Here is a 24,800-nt window from a genome sequence, read left to right on the forward strand (position 1 = left end):
CGTTGCTCATCTCAGCTCTCACTCCTCTGCGCCGTCGCGGCGCCGGGCCTCCGCCTCGCGGGCGGCACGCTCCCCGGCTTCGAGGTTGCGCCGTCGCCGCGACGACCACACGCCCTCGCCGCGGCCGGACGGCTGGTCGGGGTCGTGCAGCAGGGTCGAGTCGACGAGCTCGTGCCGCTGCAGGTACGTGTTCCCGAGGGCCTGCACGGTCGCGAGGATCGGCAGGGCGAGGAACGCGCCGAGCGCGCCGAAGACGGCGCCGAACCCGAGGACGCCGACGAAGGACACGGCCGGGTTCATCTCCAGCGCCCGGGCGCTGACCTTCGGGGAGAAGATGAGGTTCTCCACCTGCTGGTACGCGACGATGAAGATCAGCACGGCGATCGCCTGCGGCAGTCCCTGGGCGGCGAGCGCGACCGCCACCGGCAGGGCGCCGCCGATGTACGTGCCGATGGTGGGCACGAACTGCGACACGACGCCCGTGAACACCGCCAGCGGCAGCGCGTACGGCGTCTGCACGATCAGCAGGAAGACGAACGTGAACACGCTCGACAGCGCGGCGAGCACGACGCGGGAGCTGATGAAGTCGGAGACCTTCACCTGCGTGATCTCCCACAGCGTCAGCACCTCCTGCTGGCGGTCCGGCCGCAGCCAGGCGCAGATGGCGGCGCGGAACTTGGGGCCCGCGGCCATGAGGTAGTAGGTGATGAGCAGGATCGTGGTGATCGCGAACAGGACGCCCACGATGGACACGCCGATGCTGATCGCACCCGTCGCGACGTCCTGCCCCCACTGGTCCAGGGCCTGCGCGACGAGATCGTCGGAGTCAGGGACGGTGACGTCCCAGCGCGACTCGATGCCCTGCTGGATGCTCGTGTAGAGGTCGGGCAGCGACGAGACGAGCTGGATCAGCTGCTGCACGAACAGGTTGCCGAACATCGCGAACACGGCGAGCACGACGACGATCGCCCCGCCCAGCGAGACGCCCGCGGCCGCGCCGCGCCGCCACCCGTGCCGCACCAGCCACACGACGATCGGCTCGAGCGCGAGCGCGACGAAGAAGGAGATGAGCACGTTGACGGCCAGCCCGCCGAGCTGGCCGAACGCGTACGCGAGGAAGGTGGCGACGAACGCGGCCACCACGACCATCACCAGCGCGCGCGGCAGCCACCGCGGCGGGTTCTTGCTGTCGTGCTGGACGGGACGGACGGAGCTGTCGACCTCGTCGACCTCGTCGGGCTCGCCCTCAGGGTGCGGGGCGTCCGTGGTCATGCGGGAAAACGTAGCCCAGCGCGGCCCGCGGGGCGCGCTGGGCCGCAGGTCAGAGGGCGGGCAGCCGGTCGGGCAGGCCGAACCGGGGGAACCAGGTGGCCGTGTCGAGGAACGTGGTGATGCCGGTGATCCGGCCGCTGCCGTCGTCCTCCAGCACGGCGAGCCCCCACGGCGACCAGCCGCCCGTGGGGTCGCGCCGGTACTGGCCGTACGCCATCGAGCCGTTCGCCTGCACGGGCACGCAGCGCGACCCCTCGCAGCCGGAGCCGGGACCCGTCATCCAGCGGATCACCTCGGAGCGCCCGCGCACCCACATCGTGTAGGGCGGCATGTTGAGCACGGCGTCCTCGTGCAGCAGCGCCACCAGGGCGTCCATGTCGTAGCGTTCGAACGCGTCCAGGTACCGCTCGAGCAGCGTCTGGTCGATCTCGTCCCACTGCGGTTCGGGGGCGTCGGCGCCGTCGTCGCCCGCCCGGCGCAGGCCCTTGCTGCCGAGGGTGGCGCGGGCGCGCTGCAGCGCGCTGTTCACGGACGCGACGGTGGTGTCGAGGAGGGCGGCGACCTCGGCGGCCGACCAGCGCAGCACCTCGCGCAGCACCAGCACGGCGCGCTGGCGCGCGGGCAGGTGCTGCAGCGCGGCCACGAACGCGAGCCGGATGGACTCGCGCCCCACCGCGACGTCGGCCGGGTCGCCCTCGCGCGGCAGGACGGCGTCGTCGGGCACGGGCTCGAGCCACCGGTCCTCCGCCAGGACGTCGCCGAAGTACTGCTCCTCCGCCGGCTGCGGCCCGCCCAGCCCCATGGGACGCTCGCGCCGCTTGGACGAGCCGAGGTGGTCGAAGCACACGTTGGTCGCGATGCGGTACAGCCACGACCGCAGCGACGACCGGCCCTCGAACCGGTCGTACGAGCGCCAGGCGCGCAGCAGCGTCTCCTGCACCGCGTCGTCGGCCTCGAACGCGCCGCCGAGCATGCGGTAGCAGTAGCCGGTGAGCTCGCGGCGGTACGGCTCGAGCAGGGCGCCGACGTCCTCGCCCTCGCCGTCGGACGTGGGGGAGGCGCCGGTCGCCGTCGTCCCGCGTCGGGACGGCGCGGCGGCGCGCTGGGCGGTGTGTGTCACGTCTCACACCGTACGACGTACCGCCGACACCCGGGAGGGGTGTCGCCCGGGGCGACGGCAAGGGGTCAGCGACGGTCGTCGCGCAGCACGCGCTCGACCAGGGGCACGGCGCCGGTGGCGGGCGTCGGCGGGCGTACCCGCTTGACCGTGCCGGTGAGCGGCCGGGCCGCGCGGTCGATCTCGAACCACACGGTCTTGCCCTCGACGACGCCGGAGTGCCGCCCGACGGCGTCGGAGCCGTCGTGCAGCTGGACGCCCCACCGGGACGCGAGGCGGTCGAGGAAGAGCACGCCGCGGCCCGACAGGTCCTGCGGCCGGGGGGACTGCAGCTCCGGCTCGGCCATGCTCCCGTCGCGGACGCCCACGCGCAGGCGGCGGCCGTCCACCTCGACCGTCGCCGTGATCGGTCCCTCGCCGTGCTCCAGCGCGTTGGTCAGCACCTCGCTGGTCAGCAGCATCGCGGTGCGCCGCTGCTCGTCGGACACGTCGCACGACTCGAGCACGTCGTCCACCCACCGGCGCGCCGGGCCGAGGTCGCTGAGGTCGTCGTCGGCGACGCGCCGCTCCGCCTTGGCGGGCCCGGCCGACGACGGCGGCCCGGACGGGGCGGGGACGCGCACCCGCAGCGCCAGCACGGCGACGTCGTCGCGCTGCGCGTCGCCCACGAGGCCGCGCACCAGCGCGCGCGGGACCGCGGACGTGGCCTCGCCGTGCGCGGAGCGCAGCACGGTCTCCAGGTCGGACAGCCGCTCGTCGCTCGGGACGCCGCGGCGCTCCACCAGCCCGTCCGTGTACAGCACGAGGGTGTCGCCCGGCAGGAGGCGGACGGAGCGGTCCACGCGCGGCGTGGTGGGCACCACGCCCAGCAGCAGGTCGGGGGTCTCGGACAGGCGCTCGACCCGCCCGTCGCGCCGCAGCACCATCGGCGGCGGGTGCCCGGCCACCGACCACGTGAGCGTGTACGCGCGCTCGGGCCGCTCGGCCGGCGGGACGCCCTCGAGCGCGTCCGTCGGGCACGGCGCCGGGTCGCGGTCCAGGCGCGCGACGACGGCGGTCGCCATCGCCCGCGGGCCGAGGCGCGCGTTCGCCTTGTCGAGGCGGGTCAGCAGCCCGGCCGGCGACTCGTCGTGGCTCCATGCGAGCGCCCGGAGCATCGAGCGCAGCTGGCCCATCTGCGCGGCGGCGTGCACGTCGTGGCCCGCGACGTCGCCGATCATGACGATCGCGGTGCCGTCGTCGCGCACCACCGCGTCGTACCAGTCGCCGCCCACCTGGTCGGTGCGCGCGGCGGGGGCGTAGGTGGTCGCGATGTCGAGGTGCGCCACCGTGGGCGGCGCGGTGAGCATCGACTCCTGCAGCGTGGTCGCGACCCGCCGACGCGCCTCCAGCAGCGCCACCCGCTCCAGCGCGAGCGCCACGTACCGGCTGATCGTCGACTCGAGCGCCGCGGTCTCGGCGTCGTGCTCGCGGGCCTGGTCCCACACGCAGGCGATGACGCCCACGACCATGCCGTTCGACATCACCGGCAGGAACGACCGCGCGCCCTCCGACACGGACCCCACGGGGCCCATCTCCGGGTAGGTCGCGACCATCTCCGCGTGGTCGCGGAACCGCAGGGCGGCCCGGCTGCGCACGACGTGCGTGTCGGGCCGGGGCGCGTCGAGCCGCGTGCTGCGCAGCGCGGGCTCGCCCGGGTGGTGGTGCCCCACGGTGAAGAACGACAGGTGCCGCCGGTCGGCGTCGACCAGGGCCAGCGACACCCAGCGGGCGCCCGTGCCGGTGCCGATGACGTGCGCGATGGCGTCCTCGACCTCGTCCAGCGTGGTGACGCGCGCGAACCGCTCCGACAGCCCGAGCAGGAACCGCGACCGGCGGTGCGCGCGGAACGCGACCTGCTCGGCCAGCCGCGCCCGCTCCCGCTCGGCGCGCAGCCGCAGCTCGCCCGACGCCGCGGCGGACAGGTCGGCGAGGGTGGCGAGGTCCGTCTCGGTCCAGGTGCGCGGCACGGACGACACCGCCCACAGCGCGCCCACCACGTGGCCACGGGCGTCCTCGATCGGGTACCCGGCGTACGCGGCGAGCACGAGGTCGCCGATCCTGTGCCGGCCGCCCACCCGCGGGTCGTCGTCGGCGTCGCCCACGACGAGCGGCGTGCGGGTGCGCGCGACGATCGCCGTCAGGGGCCGGGGGAGCACGAGGCGGCGGCTGCGCTGCGCGTCCTCGGGGAAGCCGACCGCGCCCGGCAGCGTCTTGACGTCGCCCTCGTCGGTGAGCATGGCGACGGCGGCCGCGGGCACGCCGAGCTGTCGGTGCACGAGCCGCGCGATGCGGTCGAACACCTCGTCTGCGACGGGCTCACCGTTGGCCGGGCCGGGCGGCGGGCCGGGCACGCGGTCGGACGCGGGACCGGGCACGCGGCCGGGCGACGGGCCGGACAGGGAGCCGACAGCCTGGGCTTCCGGCACGGGCCCAGTATGGACCTCGATCGGTCAGACGCCGATCAGCCCGCGCCGGTGCGCGACGGCGACCGCCTCCGCCCGCCCCGACACGCCCAGCTTCGCGAGCAGGTTCGACACGTGCACGCTGACCGTCTTCGTGGAGATGTACAGCCGCTCGCCGATCTGCCGGTTGCTCAGCCCCTGCGCGACGAGCACCAGCACCTCCTCCTCGCGCTCCGTGAGGACGGACGACGTGCGCCGGGCGCCGGGAAGCGGCACGCGGGCGCGGCGGCCCCACGCGTGGATGGCCTCGGCGAGGGGCGCGGCGCCCATGGCGACGGCCTCGCCGAGCGCCTCGGCCGCCTCGACCTCGGCCGCCGGCACGTCGCCGGACGCCCGCAGCGCCTGCGCCCACCGGAACCGGGACCGGGCCACCTCGTAGCGGTAGCCGAAGTCGAACTCCTTGACGGTCGCCTCCCACACCCCGGGGTCGGCCGGGGCGTCGGTGAGCGCGGTCCGCAGCCGGGAGTGCTCCGCCGCCGCACGGCTCAGCCACGCCCGGCCCTCGGGACCGAGGCGGCCGCCGCGGGGGCGCCCGCGGCGCGCGGTCTCCTGCGCGACGGCGAGGAGGGCGTCGCCGCGGTCGAGCAGCCCCTGGGCGGCGTCGGCGGCGTGGGGGCCGCCCTCCGCGTCGTCCGCGAGCGCCGCCAGCGCCAGCGCGGACAGCCAGATGCGGCCGAGGAAGAACTCGGACCAGGTGGCGCCGACGTGCGCGGCGACCTCCTCCGCCGTCGAGACGGCCTCGTCGTACCGGCCGGCCCAGGTCAGCGCGTCGGCCAGCAGGCCGCCCGCGACGAGCGCGATCTGTCCGTCCACGCCCCAGGACGGGCGCAGCGCCTCGGCGGCAGCGACGGCGTCGCCGCCCTCGCGGGCGGTCGTGGCGTAGAGGCGGCCGCTGTCGAGGTAGACGAGGGCGGGCGCGGGCGCGCCGTCCGGGATGGGCTGGTCGGAGAGGTCGCCGGCGAAGTACGACACCAGCAGCGCGAGGTCCAGCAGCTGCACCCCGTACACGCCCCAGATGACGCCCGTGGCGCGGCCGCGCTCGATCGCCGCCTCCAGGACGCGCTCGGCCTCGTCGAGGTGCCCCGCGTAGAAGTGCGTGGTGGCGAGGCCGTACCAGCAGCGCATCTCGGTGCGCAGGTCGCCGGCGACGACGGCGCGCTCGCGGGCGCGGTCGACGAGCTCCGCCGCGGTGTCCGGGGTGCCGACCTCCAGCACGGCGAGCGTGGTCAGGGCGTCGGCCTCCGCGCCGGGGGCGTCCGCGCGGCGGGCGACGTCGACGGTCTGCCGGGCGAACACGCCGGCCTCGTCGTCGCGGTCCACGGTGAGCAGGACGCGCGAGTGCACGGCAAGGGTCCACGCGAGCTCGGGCGTGGCGTCGGCGTCGGCGACCTCGGGGAACGGCCCCGAGACGCCGGCCTCGGTGGCGCCCGGGAGCAGCACGTCGAGGGCGCCGGAGGACTGGGCGAGGGCGTCATCGAGGGACTCGAGGTCGAGGACGTACCGCACGAGCACGTGGCGCAGCCGGGCCTGCCTGTCGGGGTCGCCGGACAGACCCTCCACGGCGCGCCGGGCGAGCTGCTCCGCGCGCATCGGCAGCCCGGCGGAGCTGGCCGCCGCCGCGGTCCCGAGGGCCAGCGCCACGCGGTCCTCGCCCAAGAGCTCCGCGGCGTCCGGCACCGACTCCCAGAGGGACAGGACCTGCTCCAGGTGCCGCAGCTCCTCGGCGGGGGCGAGCAGCTCGGCCGCGCTGCGGGCCGCCTCGCGGGACGCGACGAGTGCCGCCGTCAGGTCGTGGCCCTGCAGGGCGTGGTGCGCGCGCTTGGCGGCGGAGCCGAGCGCCGGCTCGGCGCACAGCGCCTCGAGGTACGCGCGATGCATGGTGGTGCGCTCGCCGGGCAGCAGGTCGAGCACGAGCGCCTCGGCCACGAGCGCGTGCCGGAAGGCGACGTGCTGGCCCTCCACCCCCAGCACCTGCTGGGCCACTGCCTCGCGCAGTGCGGCGTCGGCGGCGCCGGGGACGTCGAGCCCGGGCAGGCGCGGCGCCGCCGCGCGCAGCAGCGACTCGTCCACCTGCCGGCCGGCGACCGCCGCGAGCCGCACGAGCTGCTGCACGGCGGGGTCCAGCCGCTGCAGCCGCGTGTGCAGCACGTCCGCGAGCGACCAGGGCAGGCCCACGCTCGAGGGCCCGGCGTCGAGCAGCTCCTCGGCGAAGAACGCGTTGCCGTCCGACCGGCTGCGCACGGCGTCGAACTCGGCGTCGTCGAGGGGCTCTCCGCGGGTGGCGGTGGTGAACTCGCGCAGCTCGTCGGGCGTGAAGGGGGACAGCTCCACGTGCTGCACCGGGCGCTGGCGGTGCAGCTCCGCGATGACGGGGCGCAAGGGGTGGCGCCGGTGCACGTCGTCGCTGCGGTACGTGGCGACCACCAGCAGGTGCTCCGAGCGCATCCGCGCGACGACGAACCGCAGCACGTCGCGGGTGGACTCGTCCGCCCAGTGCAGGTCCTCGAGGACGAGGACCAGGGGGGAGCCCGCGTGCCCGGCCGCCGCGAGGCTGCCCGCGACGCCGTCGAGCAGCTGCAGCCGCTCCGCGTGGTCGGTGCCGGAGCCGCTGGCGGGGTCGAGCAGGCGGGTCAGGGCGGGCCGCTCGGCGATCACCTCGCCCACGGCCGGGACCGTCCGCAGCTGTCCCAGAGCCTCGGTGAACGGCAGGTACGGGATGCCGACGTCGCCCAGGTCCACGCAGTGCGCGACGACGACGCGTGCGCCGGCGTCGCGCGCGGTGTCCGCGAGGTGCGTCACCAGGCGCGTCTTGCCCACTCCGGCGTCGCCGCCGAGCAGCAGGACGCCGGGCTCGCCCTCCGCGGCGCGCTCCAGCGCACCGCGGAAGGCGGTGACCTCCTCCTGGCGGGCGATCAGGGGCACCTCGCTGGAACGTCGCACGAGGTGATCGTCCCACCGGCCGCCCACACCCGCCGCAGGTTTTCCGTGCTCGCCGACCCGCTCCGCGGCCGCCTCCACCGCGGTGCGGGCCCCCGTGCCGCCCACGGTCAGGCGGCCCGGCGTCCCGCGCCGTCCTGCGGGCGCAGCGCGTCCAGCCCGTGGGCGATCTGGTCCGCCCGGCGGGTCACCTGGAGGTCCCAGGCGCGGGCGTCGGTGCGGGCCGCGACGGCGTCGAGCGTCGAGCCGAGGCGCTGCACCGCCTCGCGGTCCACGGCCCGCGACCGTGCCCGGCGGGCCAGGTCCCGGACCGCCCGGCCCACCGTGCGCACCCACGCCGGCGTCCCGCGCTGGTAGGTCTCGGCCATCCGCTCGCGCCGGTAGTCCAGCTCGGCCAGGACGGCCACGTCCCGCGACGTCATCTGGTTCATGTCCTCGTCCCCTCACCGGCCGGGGTCCCGGCCTTCGTGCCGGCCACCGCCGGCTCTCCGATCTCGTGGTGACCACGTTCGTCCTGAGGCCCCCGGCGGGGGATCGGGCAACTGCCCCGTCTTCGCCGTCGGAGGTACCTCAGACGGCGTGGCGACCAGGGCCTTCGCCCGTCTGAGGTACCCCCAGGGCAGGGTTGCGGTGCGCCGGGGCCGGTCCCGGACCCGCCTTCGCCCGCGCCAGCCGTTGCGACCTGGGTCACAGCGGTCGCACACTGGGGAGACCGGACCTATACGGGGGTGGACTCGTGGCTGGATCTGTTGCAGGCGCTTTCGACGCGCTGCCGATGCTCGGGCGTGGCAAGCACCGCAACCCCAAGAAGGGCGCGTGCTTCATGGAGCTGGCCTCGTTCCTGGCCGGTGAACGGTGGAGCGACCATCCGCAGTGCACGCACCCGCTCCTCGCGATGCTGGCCCGTGCCGTGAACGACCTGACCTCCGACGGGAACCGGCCGCAGCTCGCGCCGCTCATCCCGTCCGTCATCGGGCTGACCAGCGGCGACCCGCGCTGGGACGTGCGGATCGCGCTGCGTGCCGCGCAGACGGCGCTGCCCGTCGCGCCCGCCGACCGGCAGCAGACGCTGGCCGTCGCCATCATCGGTGCGGAGCGCATGCTCGACGCCCTGGACGGTCGACCCGAGGGGACCCTCGACCCCGCCAGCGCCGACGCGCTCGCCGCGTCGCCGAAGACGGCCGAGTGGGCCTACCGGTTCTGCGAGGGCACCCGCGTGCGGCCCAAGCGGTTCGTGCGCGACGCCGCGCCGTCCGTGGTCTCTACCGCGGTGCAGGGCATCAGCGAGGCGTTCGTGCCGGACACGGACGCCCGGCTGCGCGGCCTGCTCGCCGCCACGATCGAGGACGCCCGGCGCTGGGCCGGCCACACCGACGAGGACCGCCCGGCGCTCGTCGAGGAGCAGTGGGCCCCGGTGGTGAAGACGGTCCCGTCCGCCTGACCCGTGCCGAGGTAGCACCCCCCGGCGCCGAGGTAGTACGCGGGCGCCTCTGGTAGACCGGAGCCGTGACCGACAACCCCCTGGAGCAGCTCACCCTCGACGACCTGCGCCGTCGTACGTCCGTGAAGTGGCGCGCCTACCCGCCGGACGTGCTCCCCCTGTTCGTCGCCGAGATGGACACGCCCGTCGCCCCGCCCGTCGTCGACGCCGTCCGTGCCGCGCTCGCCCTCGGCGACACGGGGTACGACGTCGGCACCACGTACGCCGAGGCGCTCGAGCCGTTCGCGCGAGAGCGGTGGGGCTGGGCGCCCGACGTCGCGTCCAGCCGCACGATGCCGGACGTCATGGTCGCGATCGTCGAGGTCCTGCGTGTCCTCACCGCCCCCGGCGACGCCGTCGTCGTCACGCCGCCCGTCTACCCGCCGTTCTACGGCTTCCCCGGCAACGAGGGGCGGCAGGTCGTGGAGGCGCCGCTGGACGCCGACCTGCGGCTCGACCTGGGCACGCTCGAGGCCGCATTCGCGCGCGTCACGGGCGCCGCCGCCCACGGCACGGGGCCCGGCTCCGGCCGGCGCGCCGTGCTGCTGCTCTGCAACCCGCACAACCCCACCGGCACCGTGCACACCCGCGCGGAGCTCGAGGCGGTGCTGGCGCTCGCCGACCGGTACGGGGTGCGGGTGGTGGCCGACGAGATCCACGCCCCCTTCACGTTCGAGCGCGTGGCCGCCGGCGTGCCCGCGTTCGTGCCGCTGCTCTCCGTGGCGGGGTCCGAGCGCGCGATCGTCGTGCAGTCGGCGTCGAAGGCCTTCCACCTCGCCGGGCTGCGGGCGGCGGTCGCGCTCGGCGGGTCGGACGCCGCCGACGACCTGCGCCGGATCCCCGAGGAGGCTGGCCACGCCGTCAACCACCTCGCGGTGCTGGCGCACGCGGCGGCCTACCGTGAGTGCGGGCCGTGGCTGGACGCCCTCCTCGCCGGCGTGCGCGCGAACCGCGGGATGCTCGCGCGCCTGCTCGCGGAGCACGCGCCCGCCGTGCGGCTCCAGCCCGCCGACGCCACCTACCTCGCCTGGCTCGACCTGCGCGCCGCCCTGCCCGGCGGGGTCCCCGCCGCCGACGCCGCCGCGTTCGTCCTGGAGCGCGGCCGCCTCGCCCTCGAGGACGGCGTGCGCTTCGGCGCCGGCGGCGCCGGGTGGCTGCGGCTCAACCTCGCGACGTCCACGGCGGTGCTCACCGAGGCCGTCGAGCGCCTCGGCCGCGCCCTCGCCGCGCCGGAGTAGCACGGACCTGCCGAGGCGGTCCCGTGCCCCAGGCTCTGTACTACCTCGGCGCGGTCCGTACTACCTCGGCGCGGTCCGTACTACCTCGGCGCGGTCCGTACTACCTCGGCACGGTCCGTACTTGCCCGCGACGGTCAGGACGCCCGCCAGGGTGCCCGCCACGGCAGCGTCACGAAATCTATGCGGGACCGTGACCACGACACGGGGGAACATGCCGACACGGTTGCCAGGGAGCCGATAATCTCGCCAAGGTGCGCCGCCGACACCGCCTCGCCCTCGCCGTCCTGCTGACCCCTGTCGTCGGGGTGTCCCTGGTGGCGTGCACCGGGACCGACACGCCGTCCGCCGAGCCCACCGCCGCGGCGCTCGCGACCGCGCTCCAGGCGGGCGACGTGAAGGACCTGCCGCTGCAGGCGCCCGGCTCCGTCGACGTGCAGACGCAGCTCAGCCAGGTGCTGGAGCCGCTCGTGGACGCCTCGGGCGAGCGCGAGCACACGGTGACGGTGGCCGACGTCGGCAAGCCGGTCACGAAGGACGGCTCGACGACGGCGGTGGCCACGCTGGACTGGTCGTGGCCGGTGGGCCGCGACGTCACGTGGAAGTACAGCACCGACGTCGACCTCGCCTACACGCCGCCGGAGAGCGGCGACGGTGAGGGGGCCTGGCGCGCGGTGTGGCGGCCGGACGTACTGGTGCCCGACCTGGAGCCGGGCGAGCGGCTGACGGTCAAGACCCTCGACGCGGACCGCGGCGACCTGCTCGACGGCGACGGGAAGCCGATGGTGACCGAGCGGGGCGTGTGGCACATCGGGGTGGACAAGACGGCGGTCGAGGGGCTCGGCCAGGAGTCCGCGGCGCGCGACCTCGCGCAGCTCGTGGGCCTCGAGCCGAACGAGTTCTTCGCGCGCGTCGACGCGGCCGGGGAGAAGGCGTTCGTCGAGGCGATCACGATCCGCCAGAAGAACCCGGGCGTGGACTTCACGGTGGAGGACGCGCAGGACATCATCGGCGTGCGGGCGGTCGAGGACTCCCTCGAGCTCGGTCCGACGAGCACCTTCGCGTCGCCGATCCTGGGCCGGGTCGGCGAGGCGACCAAGGAGGTCATCGAGGAATCGGACGGCGCGGTGCAGGCCGGCGACGTGGTGGGCCTGTCGGGGGTGCAGCGCGCCTACGACGACCAGCTCACCGGCTCTCCGGGCGTCCTCGTGAGCGTGGTCCCGGCCGGCGACGGCGGCGACGTGGGGCTGGACGGCGAGCCGGAGGAGGACGAGAACGAGGGCCGGGAGCTGTACCGCGTGGACGCCGTCGACGGCACGCCCGTGGCCACCACCCTCGACCAGCACCTCCAGAAGCTCGCGGAGAACGTGCTCGACGACGTCGACCCGGCCAGCGCGATCGTCGCGATCCGGCCGTCGGACGGCGAGGTGCTCGCCGCGGCGAGCGGGCCGGGCAGCGAGGGCTGGTCCACCGCGACGCTCGGGCAGTACCCGCCGGGGTCGACGTTCAAGGTGGTGGACGCCCTCGCGATGCAGCGGGCGGGGATCACCCCGGACACGAAGGTCGCCTGCCCGGAGCACCTCACCGTGGACGGCCGGACGTTCGGCAACGTGCCCGGCTACCCGGCGTCGGCGACCGGGGAGGTGCCGCTGCGCACGGCGTTCGCGCACTCGTGCAACACGGCGATGATCGGGCAGCGCGACAAGGTGGCGCAGGCGGACCTGGCGACCGCGGCGTCCGACCTCGGGCTGGTCGACGACGAGGTGGCGTCGCCCGTGCTGGGCGTGCCCGCGTTCCTCGGCGCCGTGCCCGCGAAGGCGGACGGCACCGAGCACGCGGCGTCGATGATCGGCCAGGGCAAGGTGCAGGCGTCGCCGCTGGGGATGGCGACGGTCGCCGCGAGCGTCGCCGCCGGTCACCGTGTGCAGCCCGTGCTGGTGAGCGACGAGACCGGCGACGAGAAGGAGGCCTCCGCCTCGCCGTCGGCCGACGAAGAGGCGTCGGAGAAGGCCCCGAAGAAGCCCTCGACGCCAGGGGTGGCGGACGACGAGGCGGCGGTGCTGCGCGACCTGATGCACGGCGTCGTCACCGAGGGCAGCGCGGACATGCTGCAGGGCGTGCCCGGCATCGTCGGCGCCAAGACCGGCACCGCGCAGTACGGCGACGGGTCGAAGCAGCACGTGTGGATGCTCGCGATCGTCGACGACCTCGCGGTCGCCGTCTTCGTGGAGGACGGCCACCGCGGGTCGGACACCGCCGGCCCGCTCATGAAGGACTTCCTGGCGGGCCTGTGACCGGTCAGGCGCCGTGCTTGTGCGGCACGCCTGCCACGAGCCCGCCGTCGACGACGAACTCGGAGCCGGTGGAGTAGCTGGACTCGTCGCTCGCCAGGAAGACGATGGTCTGGGAGACCTCCTCGGGCCGTGCGCCGCGGCCGAGCGGGATGAGCAGGTCGCCCGCGTCGATGCCGGCGGTCATCGGCGTCTCGATGAACCCGGGGTGCACGGAGTTCACCCGCACGCCGTGCGGCCCGAGCTCGAGCGCGACCGACTTGGTGAGCCCGCGGACGCCGAACTTGGAGGCCACGTAGCCGTGCAGGCCGCGGCTCCCGCGGAGCCCTTCGACGGACGAGATGTTGATGATCGAGCCGGAGCCGGCCCTGACCATGATCGGCGAGACGGCCCGGATCCCCAGGAACACCCCCGTGAGGTTGATGTCGATGATCCGGCGCCAGGCGTCGGTGTCGAACTCGGTGATGGGGCCGCCGTTCGCGATGCCCGCGTTGTTCACGAGGACGTCGATCCGGCCGAACTCGTCCAGCGTGTACGCGACGGCCTTCGCCCAGTCGTCCTCGCTGGTGACGTCGAGGTGCACGTAGCGGGCGACGTCGGTGCGGTCGCCGCCCAGCTCCGCGGCGAGGGCCTCGCCCTTCGCGTCGTCGAGGTCGGCGACGACGACCTTGGCGCCCTCGGCGGCCAGCGCGCGGGCGTGGGTGACGCCCATCCCGCCGGTCCCGCCGGTGACGATCGCGACCTTGTTGTGGACGCGGCTTCCTGTGCTGACGGCCATGTCGGCCCTCCTTCGTGGTTCTGCTGTGGTGCGCGCACCGGGTGGGTGCACCTGCCCGCCTGGGACGCGACGGTCCCGGGACGGAGGGGACGTCAGGGGGACGGCGTGGTCCACCAGGCGGGCAGGGCGTCGTGGGCGACGCGCGGGAAGAACCCGGGGTCGCGGGGCGGGGGAGTGCTGAGCCAGACCTCGAGGGCGCCGACGGTGCCGAGCCCGACGTACGTCGCGAACGCGCGCGCGTAGCGGTCGACCTGGTCGGCGGGGGTGCCCGGGGCCAGGGGCATGAGGCCTGGGTGGGCGCGCAGATGGTCGGTGAGGGTGCCGGCCACGTGATCGGCGAGCAGGCGCGCCAGCGGGGCGCTGAGGCCACCCTCGAGGGCCCGCTCGTACACGGGCAGGTGCGCCTCGACGTGGGCCTGAAGCGCGCCGGTGTACCGGGCGACGACCTGCTCGGCGTCGCCGTGGGTGGCGTGACCGGCGACCTGCCGCACGGCGGCGTCGAACTCCGCGCGGATGCGGTCGAGCTCGCCGCCGAGGACGCGGGCCAGCAGGTCGGCCGGGCTGGCGGCGTGGTCGTAGAACGTGGCCCGGTTGATGCCCGCGCGGGCGGCGACGGCGGACGCGGTGAGGGCGGCGACGTCCTGCTCCGCGGCCAGCTCGAGGACGGCGGCGCGCAGCGCCTCGGCGGTCCGCTCGACCCGCTTGTCCACGTCCGTCACCTCCCGACGCCTTCGACGGTACGCCGGGGAAACCAGTAAAGCAACAGGTGTCGTCTAACTCGCCCCTGCGGGTGCGGGGTCGCCCGGCGCGGCAGTCTCTGCTCGGCGCGGCAGTTCGAGCTGCCGCGCCGAGCACGAACTGCCGCGCCGACGGTGCGGTCAGCGGCCGAACCGCTCCGACCGCTCGACGACGCGGCCCGCGCCGCGCCCGCGGTCGGCGGCGCGGTCCCAGGTGTAGACCTCGGTGCCGGTGACGAAGACGTGCTCGGCGCGCGAGCCGACGTCGAGGGGGTCGCCCGACCAGACGACGACGTCGCCGTCGAGCCCGGGCCTGAGCGCGCCGACGCGGTCGTCGAGGCCGAGGAACGACGCCGGGTTCACGGTGAGCGCCTCGAGCGCGACCCGCGGGTCCAGCCCCTCCTTCACGGCGAACGACGCCTGGTGCACGAGGAAGTTGATCGGCACCACCGGGTGGTCGGTCGTGATGGCGACGCGCACACCTGCCTCGGCGAGGCGGGCGAGGTTGGCGACGTCGCGGTCGCGCAGCTCCGCCTTGGAGCGGGACGTGAGCATCGGGCCGTAGATGACCGGCACGTCCCGCTCGGCGAGCACGTCCGCGATCGCGGCGCCGTCCGTGCCGTGGTTGACGACGAGCCGGTAGCCGAACTCGTCGGCCAGCCGCAGCGCGGTGGCGATGTCGTCGGCGCGGTGCGTGTGCTGGTCCCAGGCGAGCTCGCCGGCGAGCACCCGCCCCAGCGTCTCCTTGCCGAGGTCGCGGGCGAACGGCTCGCCCTTGGCCTCCGCCGTGTCGCGCTGGGCCACGTAGTGCTGCGCGTCGAGGAACGCCTGCCGGATGACGGCGGCCACGCCCAGGCGGGTGGACGGAGCCTTCTTCTGCTCGCCGTACACGCGCTTGGGGTTCTCGCCGAGGGCCGACTTCACGGAGACGGCGTCGCTGATCACCTGCTCGTCGACCGTGCGCCCGCCCCACGTCTTGATCGCGACGGTCTGGCCGCCGATGGGGTTGGCCGACCCCGGCTTCACGACGACCGACGTCACGCCGCCGGCGAGGGCGTCGCGGAAGCCCTCCTCCTCGACGTTGATCGCGTCCAGCGCGCGCAGGTGCGCGCCGTTCGGCCCGGTCTTCTCGTTGGTGTCGTCGCCGGCCCAGCCCTCGGCCTCCTCGTGCACGCCCACGTGCCCGTGCGCCTCGACGAAGCCGGGCAGCACCCACCGGCCGCCGGCGTCGAGCGTCGGCACGCCGGCGGGCACCTCGACGTCCGCGCCGACGGCGGTGATCACCCCGTCCGTGACGAGGACGGTGCCGTTCTCGATCGGCAGCCCGTCGACCGGGACGACGTAGCCGTTCGTGATCGCGACGGACGAGCGGGCGGTGCGGATCGGTGCGGTCATGGCCGCCATCATGCCGCTACGGTCGGAGCATGCCGACCCGACACCTGCACGTGCTGCGCCACGGTCTCGCGGACCCCTTCGGCGAGCTGACGGCGGAGGGGGAGCAGCAGATGGAGCTGGCCGGCCGCCGCCTGGCCGCCCTGCCGGTGGACACCGTCTGGCACTCGCCGCTGTCGCGCGCGGTGCGGTCGGCGCAGGTCCTGGGCGCGCAGCTGCCGGGCGTGCGGGTGCGCGAGGCGGCCGAGCTGATCGACCACGTGCCGTACCTGCCCGACCCGATGCCCGCCGCGTGGGCGGGATTCTTCGACGGGTACGACGTCGCCCAGGCGGCCGAGGGCGAGCGGCTCGCCGCCGCGCTCACCACCCGCTTCGCCCGCGCCGTCGACGTCGAGACCCACGACGTGCTGGTCACGCACGCGTTCCAGGTCGCGTGGCTCGTGCGCGACGCCCTCGCCGCGCCGCCCGCGAGCTGGCTGGGGCTGCCCTACGGCAACGCCGCCCTCACGACGATCGAGTACCGCGACGACCGCAGCGCCTCCCTGATCGTCTACAACGACATGGGCCACCTGCCGCCCGAGCTGCGCTGGACCGGGTTCGGCCCCGCCGCCCGGCCCTGACGCGCACGGGACTCAGACCGTCGTCGGGACGTTCTCCTCCAGCTCGGCGAGCCAGGCGGCGGCGGACGCGTCGGACGGCATCCGCCAGTCTCCGCGCGGCGAGAGCGAGCCGCCGGCGGCGACCTTGGGGCCGTTCGGGATGGCGGACCGCTTGAACTGCGACGAGAAGTAGCGCCGGAAGAACACGGTCTCCCACTTCCGGATGGTCGCCAGGTCGTAGGCCGACCGCTCGTCGTGGGGGAAGTTCGGCGGCCACTCGCCGGCGTCGGGGTCGCGCCAGGCGTGCCAGGCGAGGAACGCGATCTTGGACGGCCGCAGGCCGTGGCGCAGCGTCCAGAACAGGGTGAAGTCCTGCAGCGCGTACGGGCCGATGGCGGCCTCGGTGGACTGCGGCGCCTCGCCCTCGCCGGCCGGGACGAGCTCGGGGGAGATCTCCTGGCCCAGGATCTCCAGGAGCAGGGCGTTCGTGTCGGCCTCGAACTGGCCGGAGTCCGCCACCCAGCGGATGAGGTGCTGGATGAGCGTCTTCGGCACGCCGGTGTTCACCGCGTAGTGCGACATCTGGTCGCCCACGCCGTACGTGCACCAGCCGAGCGCGAGCTCCGACAGGTCGCCGGTGCCGAGCACGATGCCGCCGCGGTGGTTCGCGAGCCGGAACAGGTAGTCGGTGCGCAGCCCGGCCTGCACGTTCTCGAAGGTGACGTCGTAGACCTTCTCGCCCGCGCCGTAGGGGTGGCCGAGGTCGCGGAGCATCTGCTCGGCCGCCGGCCGGATGTCGAGCTCCTCGAAGTGCACGCCCAGCGACGTCGCGAGCCGGGTGGCGCGGTCCTTCGTCTCCGACGACGTCGCGAAGCCGGGCATGGTGACCGCGTGGATGTCGGTGCGGGGCCGGCCGAGCCGGTCCATCGCGCGGGCCGCGACGATCAGCGCGTGGGTCGAGTCCAGGCCGCCCGAGACGCCGATGACGATCTTCGGCTGCCCGATCGACCGCAGCCGCTGCTCCAGCCCGGCCACCTGGATCGAGTACGCCTCGTAGCAGTCCAGCGCCAGGCGCTCCGGGTCGTCGGGCACGAACGGGAAGCGATCCACCTTGCGCCGCAGGCCGACGTCGCCCGCCGGCGGGTCGACGGTCCAACCGACGGTGCGGAACCCCTCGACGCGGGCGCCGAGCGCGCGACGGTTGTCGTCGAACGACCCCTGCCGCAGCCGCTCCTGGCGCAGCCGGTCGAGGTCGACGTCGGCCACGGAGCGGCGCGCGCCGTCGGGGAAGCGCTCGGTCTCGGCGAGCAGGTCGCCCACCTCGTAGACCATCGTCTGGCCGTCCCACGACAGGTCCGTGCTCGACTCGCCCTGCGCCGCCGCGTACGCGTAGGCGGCCAGCCCGCGGTGCGACGCGGACCGGACCATGAGCCGCCGGTCCTCCGCGCGCGCGACCGTGATGGGGCTCGCGGACAGGTTGAGCAGCACCGTCGCGCCGGCCAGGGCCGCCTCCGCCGACGGCGGCACCGGCACCCACAGGTCCTCGCACACCTCGACGTGCACGACGAGCCCGGCGACGTCGTCGGCGGCGAACAGCAGGTCCGGGCCGAACGGCACGGACCCGTCCGCGAACGGCAGCGTCACCGTGGTGCCGCGGCGGTCGTCGCCGGGGGCGAACCACCGCTTCTCGTAGAACTCGCGGTAGTTCGGCAGGTACGACTTGGGCGCGACGCCGAGCACGCGGCCGCCCTGCACGACGACGGCGCAGTTCAGCAGCCTGTTCCCGACCTCCAGCGGTGCCCCGACGACCAGCAGCGGCCGCAGGCCGGAGCTGGCCTCGACGATCGCCGCGAGGGCGTCCGACGTCGCCTCCAGGAGCGTGTCCGCGAGGTGCAGGTCGTCGATCGCGTACCCCGAGACGCACAGCTCGGGGAAGACGGCGACCGCGACGCCGTCGTCGTGGCACGCGCGCGCCTCGGCGAGGATCGCGGCGGCGTTCGCGCGGGGGTCGGCGACGGTGACGGGGACGGTGCAGGCCGCCACGCGGGCGAAGCCGTGGGCGTAGGCCGAGGTGAAGTCCACCCCCCGAGTGTAGGAACGCCGCCCGTGCCCGCGAGACCTGGCCCTGACACGTCGGGCGGGCGGGTCGCTAGGGTCGGGCCGTGCACCCCCGACCCGCGCGCCGTCGTCGCGTCCTCGCCGTCCTGCTCGCCGCCGCGGTGACTCCCGCGCTCGCCGTCGCCGTCGCGCAGCCCGCCAGCGCGCACGACCGGCTCCTGTCCTCGGACCCGGCCGACGGCGCCACCGTGGACGAGGTGCCCACGCAGCTCACCCTCGTGTTCAGCGCCGACGTGCTGGCCGCGGGCGCCCAGGTGGCGGTCACGACGGCGGACGGCACGGTCCCGGCGGAGGTCACCGTCGACGGCGACGAGGCCGTCGCCGCGCTGCCCGACGACCTGCCCGGCGGCGACTGGGACGTGTCGTGGCGCGTCGTCTCCTCCGACGGCCACCCGATCGAGGGCGAGCTCGCGTTCACGGTCGACGCCGCGCCGCCGTCCCCGAGCGCCTCGCCGACCGCCTCGCCGACAGCCTCCCCGAGCGCCACGCCGTCGGGCACTCTCTCGAGCCCGACGTCGTCCGGGCACGAGCACGACGGCGGGGGCACGCCGGGCGTGGACCTGGACGCCGACGGCGAGGCGGGGTGGGCGACGGCGTGGCTGTTCCCCGTGGCCGTGCTCGCGGTGGTGGGCGTGGCGGCCGCCGTCCTGCTGCAGCGGCGCCGCCGCGCCGCCGAGGACGCGCACGACGCCGGTGACGGCCCGCACACGACGGGCGAACCGCGCGAACCGGGCGACATGCCCGGCGACGAGGACCAGCCGACGTCCTGAGGGTTGCCCTGCCAGCACGCGATCTGTCCCGCCATGACGGCAGATACCGGGACAGATCGCGTGCTCGAAAGGTTCCCGATTCGAGGTGTCCGGCACGCCACGCGCGCAAAAGTCGCAGGAATCCGCGGATGTTCCCTAGTGTGTTCCCCGTCCTCCCGGCGCGAGCCGGGGTGGCGTACGAACGTGACGACGCGCGGGTCGCGTGCGTCGTGAACCGGAGAAGGGATGCACATGTCGCTGAACAAGTCCGAGCTGGTCTCGGCCATCGCCGGCAAGGCTGAGCTCAGCAAGGCGGACGCGGAGAAGTTCCTCAGCGCCTTCCAGGAGGTGCTCGAGGAGTCGCTCGCCAAGGGCGAGGCGGTCAAGGTCACGGGTCTGCTCTCGGTCGAGCGCGTCGAGCGCGCGGCCCGCACCGGCCGCAACCCGCGCACGGGCGAGGAGATCCAGATCCCGGCCGGCTTCGGTGTGAAGATCAGCGCCGGCTCGCTGCTGAAGAAGGCCGTCGCGAAGTGATCCTTCGCTGACACGACGCGTCGTGTCAGCGCTCCGGAGGCCCGCCGCCCGCATCCTGCGAGCGGCGGGCCTCCGGCGTTCCCGGACCCGGGCGCGGGCGGCGCCCGGCGCGTGGCGTCTGGATCGAGTCCGTCGGCGTCCCGGTCGGCCCGGGCGCGGCCGCGCGTTGTTGCGACCAGCATGACGACGAACCCGATCGACACCACCGCGGCTCCCGCGGCGGCCACGACGACGGCGACGACGGCGGCACCGGGGTCGCCCGGCCCTCTCTCGCGCCGACGCGCCGCACTGGCGCTGGCCACGATGTTCCTGGGCAGCTTCTCCCTCGTGACGGCGGAGTTCCTGCCGCCCGGGGTCCTCACCCCGGTGGCGCAGGACCTCGGGGTGACCGAGGGCGTGGTGGGCCTCTCCGTGAGCGCCACGGCCCTCACCGCGCTGCTCACCGCCCTCGTGCTGGGTTCCCTGTTCCCGCGCACCGACCGCCGCACGCTGCTCGTGGTGCTCGCGCTGGGCGCGGTCGCCTCCAACGTGCTGGTGGCGCTGGCGCCGAGCATCGGCGTGCTCATGGCGGCCCGGCTGCTGCTGGGCGCGGCGCTGGGCGGCTACTGGTCGATGTCGCTGGTCATCGCGACGCAGCTCGTCCCCGCGGACCGGGTGGGCAGGGCGATGATGGTGGTCAACGCCGGCACGACCGTCGCCACGGTCGCCGGCGTGCCGCTGGGCGTGATCCTCAGCGCCGCGGCCGGCTGGCGGGTCGTGTTCGTGGCCGCCGCGGTGATCACGGTGGTGACGGCGGTCGCGATGCGCGTCGCCCTGCCGCCGGTGGCGCCGACGCCGGGGATCGGCTGGTCGGCGACCGGGCGGGCGCTGCGGTCGCCGGGCGTCGGCGTGGGCCTGGTGGCCATCGTCGCGGTCATCGGCGGGCACTTCGCCGGCTACACGTACGTGCGGCCCGCGCTGTCGCTGCTGCCGGGGTCCGACGTCGGGACGGTCGCCGTGCTGCTCGCGCTGTTCGGCGTGGGCGGCCTGGTCGGCAACTTCGCGATCGGGGCGCTCGTCGACCGGCACCTCGCCGTCCTGCTGCTCGCGGTCCCCGTGGCGATCGGCGCGGGCGTCGCCGCCGTCGGGCTGGCGTCCGCCCTGCCGCTGCTCGTGTACCCCGCGGTGATCGTGTGGGGCGCGGCGTTCGGCGGCGTCCTCAACGTGGTGCAGGTGTGGATCACGCGCGTGATGCCGGGCCAGGTCGAGGCGGGCAGCGGGCTCGTCGTCGCCGCGTTCCAGACGGCGATCATCCTCGGCTCCGCGGTGGGCGGCCTCGGCGTCGACTCCGTGGGGGTCGGCTGGACCTACCTCGTGGCGGCGGTGGCCGCCGTCGCGGGCGGGGTCCTGGTGCGCAGCACGCTGTCGCGGCGGTACTCGGACGGCGTCGCGCCGGTGTGACGGCGAAAGGCGCGGCCGAACGCCGTGTCGGAGCCGTAGCCCAGACGGCGGGCGATCGTCGCGACCGGCAGGTCGCCCGCCGTCAGGAGGCAGCGCGCGTGCGCCACGCGCACCTGTGCCAGGTAGCGCCCGGGGGGCAGCCCCGTCGCGGCGCGGAACCGGGCGGCGAACCCGGACCGGGAGGCGAGCGCCACCCGGGCCAGGTCGTCCACCGTCCACTCGCGGCCGGGGTCGGCGTGGATCGCGGCGACGGCGCTCGCCAGGCCCGGGTCCTCGCGCTGCATCAGCCAGCGGGCGGGGGCGCAGCCTCGCGCGTACCAGGCGCTGATCGCCATCGACGCCACGAGGGTGACGACCCGGTCGCCCAGCACGCTGCGCGGGGCGCGGTAGTCCTCGACCAGCGAGCGCAGCATCGTCGCGGCCGTCGGCTCGGTCTGGGGCAGCTCGGTGAGGAGCACGACGGCGGGCAGCACGCCCGCGCCGTCGTCCGCCCCCACGGGTGCCACCCGCACGCACTGCACGGCGGCGGCCGAGAGCGCGTGCACCTCGAAGCGTGGGCCGTGCGGCAGGAACAGGAAGTCGCCGGGCGCGAGGTCGGCGACGTCGCCCACGCCGCGCACGCGCACCAGGCCGTCGGTGACGAGCAGGAGCGCCGCGTCCCCGGAGGTGTGCTCGGCCCACTCGCCGGCGGCCAGCGTGTGCCGGGACCGTGCCACGAAGCGCCACTGCAGCCCCGCGAGCACGCGGTCGAGCTCCTCCGCGGCGGCCGACGCCGACGTCGTGCTCGACGAACAGCGGGACGCGCAGCCCAGGGCCGTCACAGGTCGCCCGTCTTCTCGAGCCGCTTCATCGCCACCCAGCCGATCGGCACGCGGGCCCAGTACGTGACGACGCGGTAGAGCATGGTCACGGTGACGGCGAGGGACGCCGGGATGCCGGCCGCGGTGAGCCCAGCGATGAGCGCGCCCTCGACGCCGCCCAGGCCGCCGGGCGTGGGCACCATCGCGCCCACGGAGTTGCCGACCAGGTAGATCACCGCGACGTCGATGAGGTTGAGCGACTGCCCGAACGCGGCGAGGGCGAAGTCGAACGCCAGCACGTACCCGAGCGTCATGATGACGTTGCCGCCGAGGCCCAGCGCGAGGCGGGTGGGCTGGCCCAGCATGGCCGACAGCCGGGGCCAGACCTGCTCGAGCGTCGGGCGCGCCTTCTCCCACGCCCACCGGCGGACGGACGGCACCAGGAGGATCGCGACGACGGCGATCGCGACGCCCGCGATCGCCAGCAGCACGGTCGTGGAGGGCAGGTCGATGAGGCCGCCGGACTGGGTGGACACCGACAGCACCACGAGCAGCAGCACCGTGACGACGAACTGCGACAGCTGCACCAGCGCGACCGTCGCGACCGCCATCGGAGTCGACACGCCGCGGCGGGTGAGCATGCGCAGGTTGAGCGCCGCGGGCCCGATGCCGGCGGGGGCGGCGAGCGCGACGAACGAGCCGGCCATCTGCGTCAGCGTGGCGCGCCACAGCGGCAGCTTCTCCGGCGAGAAGGCGCTGAACGTCAGGGCCGCGCCGAACCAGGTGAGGGCCCCGAGCAGGAACGACGCCGCGACCCACCAGGGATTCGCCTCGGTGATCGCGGAGGCGATCTCCTCGAAGTTCAGGGTCGTGACGATCACCGTGACGGCGACGATGGTCAGCGCGAGCGTGATGACCGTGCGGGCGCCGAAGCGGGTGATGTTCTGCGGCTGCACGTCCGCCTGCGGCAGCCGCTCGACGAGCGCCTCGCGCAGCTCGTCCAGCAGGCCCTTCGTGCGCCGCACCTCCTCGCGCGTCGGGCTGGGCAGCGCGATGGACTGCAGCAGCGGCCCGATGGCGGCGATGTCCTCGTCGGGCAGGGCGCGCACCGCGGAGGCGAGCGCGCGACGCGCCCCGACCCGCAGGGCCAGCAGCGCGAGCATCTGCGTGAGGTCCAGGCGTCGCGACAGGGTGCCCGACGCGATCTCGCCCTGCTCCCAGCCGGTGAGCCACACGTGCGGCGCGCCGGAGAGGTCCCGGTGCACCAGCACGACGTCGGGCGTCAGGGCGTGGTGGGTCAGACCGGCGTCGTGCGCGCGCCGCAGCTGCTCCCACGCCTGGGCGAGCACGGCGTCGCCGCGCGGCCCGTCGAGGTCGTCGGGCTCGAGGTCGCGCAGGGAGACGGCGCCGCGGGCGTGCTCCTGCACCAGCACCACGGAGTCGGCGGCGACGCCGATGCCCTCCAGCCGAGGGGTGCGAACGCCGGCCGCCTGGGCGGCGTACGCGAGCAGGGCGGTGCGCTCGGCCGCGGCGCGCAGCGAGATCGCGGCGCGGCCCTCCAGGCCGCGCAGCCGCAGGGCGCGCCACAGCCGCTGCACCGTGGTCAGCACCTGGCGGTCGCCGTCCAGCACGACGACGTCGCGGCGGGGCTCGCCGTCGCCGGTGAACAGCGCGTACACCCGGTTGTCGCCGGAGCGGGTGAGGGCCACGGCCGCCGCGTCCGCGGTCGTGGGGTCCGGCGGGAGCGTGTGTTCCTCGTCCTCCGGGGCGTCCACGACGTCGCCGTCGGCGTCGTAGGAGGCCACCGGGTCCTCCGGCACGGCGGGAGGCCCGTCGGCGTGCGCCTCGCCGTCGTCGACGACGGCGGAGACGTCGCGCACCCGCACCAGCGCCGTGGGGTGGAACCCGGCCCGCCGCACCGCGCCCACGAGGTCGGCGCCGTAGGCGCGCTCGCTGCGCACGCCGGACACGTACTGCACCGCCTGCCCGGCGAGGCGGCCGAGCAGCAGGGCGACGAGCACGCCCGGCAGCGACACCTGCCCCGTGATGAGCACGATGAACAGGGCCAGGTACAGCACGTTCCACGACCAGCGCACCGTGCGCCGGCGGGTGCGCGGCCCCGCCGTGGTGAGCAGGCCGGCGATCGCCGCCACGTACCCGGGGATGGTGAGCTGCCACGCGCCGTCGGTGAACACCGACAGCCCGCGCACCAGCTCGTCGCTGCCGAAGCGGGAGATGGTCAGGGCCGTGACGACGCCGAGCACGAGCCCGAGCGCGGCCGCGCAGATGGACTCCACCACCTGGCGGCCCAGCCGGCGCCAGCCCAGCTCGATCAGCACGGCCGCGGGCACGAACAGGGTGATGAGGCCCTCGAGGAGCGCGACCGGGATGAACAGGATGCGCGCCAGCAGGGAGCTGAACGTCCGCACGTCCTGGGTGACGCCCTCGGTGGTGGCGTGCGCGACGACCGACAGCACCAGCACCAGGGCCACGCCCAGCGCGCTGACCACCATGCCGAGCATGTCGGACGGGTGCCGCACCCGGGCCTCGGGGGTGTCGACGACGCGCACCAGGTCGGTCGGCGTGCCCTGGTCGGAGGTGTCGCCGCCGAGCAGGGCGCGCAGCGGGCCGGTCGGTGTCGCCGCGTCGCCCGCGGGGCTCCGGTGCGGAGGATCCTGGGCAGGACCCGCGGTGCTCGCTCCGGACATGCCGGAAAGTCTAGGTGTTGCCGGGCCTCACGGCCTGTGACACGAGGTAGAGAGCGGTGGTAGGTTCCCGGACCACGATGCGAACCTGCCCCCGGGTGTGACCCACACC

The 24,800-nt window shown here is 75.2% G+C and carries 18 protein-coding genes; 7 read left to right on the plus strand and 11 right to left on the minus strand.

What is annotated here, in order from left to right; all coding sequences use genetic code 11:
* Positions 1 to 18: 18 nt before the first annotated feature.
* The 5 genes from ACH443_RS16175 to ACH443_RS16195 form a co-directional block, all read right to left on the minus strand.
* Complete coding sequence (locus tag ACH443_RS16175; RefSeq protein ID WP_430555480.1) at positions 19 to 1,272, minus strand: AI-2E family transporter; 1,254 nt, start codon at positions 1,270 to 1,272, stop codon at positions 19 to 21.
* 49 nt (positions 1,273 to 1,321) lie between these two features.
* Positions 1,322 to 2,392, minus strand: a complete 1,071-nt coding sequence (locus ACH443_RS16180) for a sigma-70 family RNA polymerase sigma factor (protein ID WP_430590877.1) — start codon at positions 2,390 to 2,392, stop codon at positions 1,322 to 1,324.
* 65 nt (positions 2,393 to 2,457) lie between these two features.
* Positions 2,458 to 4,857 (minus strand): SpoIIE family protein phosphatase, encoded by a 2,400-nt coding sequence (locus ACH443_RS16185; RefSeq protein WP_430590878.1) that lies wholly within the window; start codon positions 4,855 to 4,857, stop codon positions 2,458 to 2,460.
* Between the two features lie 24 nt (positions 4,858 to 4,881).
* The gene (locus ACH443_RS16190) at positions 4,882 to 7,833 is read right to left on the minus strand and encodes an AAA family ATPase (RefSeq protein ID WP_430590879.1); all 2,952 of its coding nucleotides are present in this window, start codon (positions 7,831 to 7,833) and stop codon (positions 4,882 to 4,884) included.
* Between the two features lie 107 nt (positions 7,834 to 7,940).
* A complete protein-coding gene (locus ACH443_RS16195) occupies positions 7,941 to 8,261 on the minus strand; it encodes a hypothetical protein (RefSeq protein ID WP_429763127.1) in 321 nt (106 codons plus the stop codon).
* 344 nt (positions 8,262 to 8,605) lie between these two features.
* Here ACH443_RS16195 and ACH443_RS16200 point away from each other — a divergent pair, with 344 nt between their 5' ends.
* From ACH443_RS16200 to ACH443_RS16210, 3 genes are all read left to right on the plus strand, one after another.
* Positions 8,606 to 9,271: a hypothetical protein gene (locus tag ACH443_RS16200; RefSeq protein ID WP_429763128.1), complete on the plus strand. Its 666-nt coding sequence runs from the start codon at positions 8,606 to 8,608 to the stop codon at positions 9,269 to 9,271.
* 65 nt (positions 9,272 to 9,336) lie between these two features.
* Positions 9,337 to 10,548, plus strand: a complete 1,212-nt coding sequence (locus ACH443_RS16205; RefSeq protein ID WP_430590880.1) for a MalY/PatB family protein — start codon at positions 9,337 to 9,339, stop codon at positions 10,546 to 10,548.
* A gap of 251 nt (positions 10,549 to 10,799) precedes the next feature.
* Positions 10,800 to 12,839 carry a penicillin-binding transpeptidase domain-containing protein gene (locus ACH443_RS16210; RefSeq protein WP_430590881.1) on the plus strand — a complete coding sequence of 680 codons (2,040 nt, stop codon included), beginning with the start codon at positions 10,800 to 10,802 and terminating at the stop codon, positions 12,837 to 12,839.
* Positions 12,840 to 12,843: 4 nt separating this feature from the next.
* Here the strand turns inward: ACH443_RS16210 and ACH443_RS16215 are convergent, their stop codons facing one another.
* The 3 genes from ACH443_RS16215 to ACH443_RS16225 all read right to left on the minus strand — a co-directional run bounded on the left by ACH443_RS16215 (position 12,844) and on the right by ACH443_RS16225 (position 15,746).
* Positions 12,844 to 13,614 carry a glucose 1-dehydrogenase gene (locus tag ACH443_RS16215; protein WP_430555486.1) on the minus strand — a complete coding sequence of 257 codons (771 nt, stop codon included), beginning with the start codon at positions 13,612 to 13,614 and terminating at the stop codon, positions 12,844 to 12,846.
* 92 nt (positions 13,615 to 13,706) lie between these two features.
* A complete protein-coding gene (locus ACH443_RS16220; RefSeq protein ID WP_430590882.1) occupies positions 13,707 to 14,333 on the minus strand; it encodes a TetR/AcrR family transcriptional regulator in 627 nt (208 codons plus the stop codon).
* A 159-nt stretch (positions 14,334 to 14,492) separates the two neighbouring features.
* Positions 14,493 to 15,746, minus strand: a complete 1,254-nt coding sequence (locus ACH443_RS16225) for an amidohydrolase (protein ID WP_430590883.1) — start codon at positions 15,744 to 15,746, stop codon at positions 14,493 to 14,495.
* A gap of 29 nt (positions 15,747 to 15,775) precedes the next feature.
* Between ACH443_RS16225 and ACH443_RS16230 the strand changes: the two genes are divergently transcribed.
* On the plus strand, positions 15,776 to 16,363 hold the full coding sequence (locus ACH443_RS16230) for a histidine phosphatase family protein (RefSeq protein ID WP_430590884.1): 588 nt from the start codon (positions 15,776 to 15,778) through the stop codon (positions 16,361 to 16,363).
* Positions 16,364 to 16,375: 12 nt separating this feature from the next.
* Here ACH443_RS16230 and ACH443_RS16235 read toward each other — a convergent pair whose 3' ends face one another.
* A complete protein-coding gene (locus tag ACH443_RS16235; protein WP_430555490.1) occupies positions 16,376 to 18,424 on the minus strand; it encodes an NAD(+) synthase in 2,049 nt (682 codons plus the stop codon).
* A gap of 80 nt (positions 18,425 to 18,504) precedes the next feature.
* On the opposite strand from ACH443_RS16235, the gene ACH443_RS16240 reads away from it, so the two are divergent.
* The 3 genes from ACH443_RS16240 (at position 18,505) to ACH443_RS16250 (ending at position 21,183) form a co-directional block, all read left to right on the plus strand.
* Positions 18,505 to 19,230, plus strand: coding sequence for a copper resistance protein CopC (locus ACH443_RS16240; protein ID WP_430590885.1), 726 nt, complete (start codon positions 18,505 to 18,507; stop codon positions 19,228 to 19,230).
* A gap of 231 nt (positions 19,231 to 19,461) precedes the next feature.
* On the plus strand, positions 19,462 to 19,743 hold the full coding sequence (locus ACH443_RS16245; RefSeq protein WP_429763137.1) for an HU family DNA-binding protein: 282 nt from the start codon (positions 19,462 to 19,464) through the stop codon (positions 19,741 to 19,743).
* 180 nt (positions 19,744 to 19,923) lie between these two features.
* On the plus strand, positions 19,924 to 21,183 hold the full coding sequence (locus ACH443_RS16250; RefSeq protein WP_430590886.1) for an MFS transporter: 1,260 nt from the start codon (positions 19,924 to 19,926) through the stop codon (positions 21,181 to 21,183).
* On the opposite strand, the gene ACH443_RS16255 is transcribed toward ACH443_RS16250, so the two are convergent.
* Entirely contained in the window at positions 21,090 to 22,004 is a 915-nt protein-coding gene (locus ACH443_RS16255; RefSeq protein ID WP_430590887.1) for a helix-turn-helix domain-containing protein, read from the minus strand. The two genes, ACH443_RS16250 and ACH443_RS16255, sit on opposite strands and share 94 nt — an antisense overlap.
* Positions 22,001 to 24,691, minus strand: a complete 2,691-nt coding sequence (locus tag ACH443_RS16260) for a flippase-like domain-containing protein (RefSeq protein WP_430590888.1) — start codon at positions 24,689 to 24,691, stop codon at positions 22,001 to 22,003. The genes ACH443_RS16255 and ACH443_RS16260 overlap by 4 nt, the downstream gene beginning before the upstream one ends.
* Between the last annotated feature and the right edge of the window lie 109 nt (positions 24,692 to 24,800).

It is taken from the genome of Isoptericola sp. NPDC019571, from assembly GCF_044389385.1.
Taxonomy (GTDB): Bacteria; Actinomycetota; Actinomycetes; order Actinomycetales; family Cellulomonadaceae; genus Isoptericola; species Isoptericola nanjingensis.

What these genes read in the sequence shown, in the direction of transcription:
- ACH443_RS16230 (WP_430590884.1), top strand. Translation starts at nt 15,776, where the DNA reads ATGCCGACCCGACACCTGCACGTGCTGCGCCACGGTCTCGCGGACCCC.
- ACH443_RS16175 (WP_430555480.1), bottom strand. Translation starts at nt 1,272, where the DNA reads ATGACCACGGACGCCCCGCACCCTGAGGGCGAGCCCGACGAGGTCGAC.
- ACH443_RS16245 (WP_429763137.1), top strand. Translation starts at nt 19,462, where the DNA reads ATGTCGCTGAACAAGTCCGAGCTGGTCTCGGCCATCGCCGGCAAGGCT.
- ACH443_RS16200 (WP_429763128.1), top strand. Translation starts at nt 8,606, where the DNA reads ATGCTCGGGCGTGGCAAGCACCGCAACCCCAAGAAGGGCGCGTGCTTC.
- ACH443_RS16260 (WP_430590888.1), bottom strand. Translation starts at nt 24,691, where the DNA reads ATGTCCGGAGCGAGCACCGCGGGTCCTGCCCAGGATCCTCCGCACCGG.
- ACH443_RS16195 (WP_429763127.1), bottom strand. Translation starts at nt 8,261, where the DNA reads ATGAACCAGATGACGTCGCGGGACGTGGCCGTCCTGGCCGAGCTGGAC.
- ACH443_RS16250 (WP_430590886.1), top strand. Translation starts at nt 19,924, where the DNA reads ATGACGACGAACCCGATCGACACCACCGCGGCTCCCGCGGCGGCCACG.
- ACH443_RS16215 (WP_430555486.1), bottom strand. Translation starts at nt 13,614, where the DNA reads ATGGCCGTCAGCACAGGAAGCCGCGTCCACAACAAGGTCGCGATCGTC.
- ACH443_RS16225 (WP_430590883.1), bottom strand. Translation starts at nt 15,746, where the DNA reads ATGACCGCACCGATCCGCACCGCCCGCTCGTCCGTCGCGATCACGAAC.